Annotated in this window: 1 protein-coding gene and 1 pseudogene; both read right to left on the bottom strand. The window is 69.9% G+C overall.

Translation table 11 applies throughout. The features are described 5' to 3' along the window. Positions 1–362, bottom strand: a pseudogene (locus tag DD1DGNOD_RS09410) (ABC transporter substrate-binding protein); the annotation flags it as partial. Positions 363–582: 220 nt separating this feature from the next. Beyond that, positions 583–957, bottom strand: a 375-nt coding sequence (locus DD1DGNOD_RS29150) for an acyl-CoA dehydrogenase family protein (protein ID WP_283234673.1), incomplete at its 5' end; no start/stop codon positions are given.

Here is a 957-nt window from a genome sequence, read left to right as displayed (position 1 = left end):
CTCGTGGCGAGCCACGGGACGATCTCACCGGTCCTGGGGTCCTGGTCGGTCAGCGAGTCGGCGAAGTTGCGGTCGATGCTGCGGCTTTCGATCCAGTACACCTGGTTGGGGTCGATGCAGCCCTGGAAGTCCGCCCAGAAGGCGATCTTCAGCCGGCCGCCCGGCACGGGCTGCGCGTTGTCGGCGTTCGTACCACTCCCGCCGTCCCCGCCCCCACAGGCGGCCAGGAAGGCGACGGTGAGGAGGGAGACGGTCGCCGCCCGCCAGCGCGGGCCGCGTCGGCCCGCGCTGTTTCCGTCGGCGCTGCCGCTGATATTTCTGTCGGTGTCCTCGCCACTTCGGCGACGCCACGATACGGCCATCAGGATATGACTCCCAGAGTTGTCTTCCGTGAACAGGTCAGGTGGATTCCGGAATTCCGGAACCGGTCGAACAGGGAACGGTTTCGTGGTGGCGGCCGCACGCCACGGGTTGTGAGTGCAGGTGTGGCTGCTGCCGGGTGCGGTCCGGGCTGCTGCCGGGTGCTCTGAGGGCACCTGCGGACGGGGCCTCGGTCGAGCTGACGTGGCCCTGGATGTTGCTCTAACAGCGCGCGGCCGTGAGCGTCCGGCGCCCGGCGAGCAGCAGGGCGGCGTCCTCCTGCGGCGGATGGACGCGAGCACAGTGGATGTCACGCAGGTGCCGCTCGAGGGCGTTGTGCCTGGTCAGGCCCGGGTTGCCGATCGCCGCCACCGCCGTCTGCACGGCTGCGACAGCCGCCCGCACGACCAGCGGCTTGGCGACGACGAAGCGCTCCGACGCGCTGGAGTCACCGTCGTCGAAGCGGCGGGCCACGCCGTAGGCGATCTCCTCGGCCTGGACCAGCTGCGCCTCGATCTCGCCGGCGATGGTCTGGATCCGCTCGGTCGTGGCAATGGGACGTCCCAGGGAGGTGGGGACGCGTTCGTTGGCGAAACG

It is taken from the genome of Candidatus Protofrankia californiensis (assembly GCF_900634765.1).
In the GTDB taxonomy this organism is placed as follows: domain Bacteria; phylum Actinomycetota; class Actinomycetes; order Frankiales; family Frankiaceae; genus Protofrankia; species Protofrankia californiensis.
The sequence above is the reverse complement of the archived record's forward strand: the minus strand, read 5'-3'. Positions and strand labels throughout refer to the sequence as shown.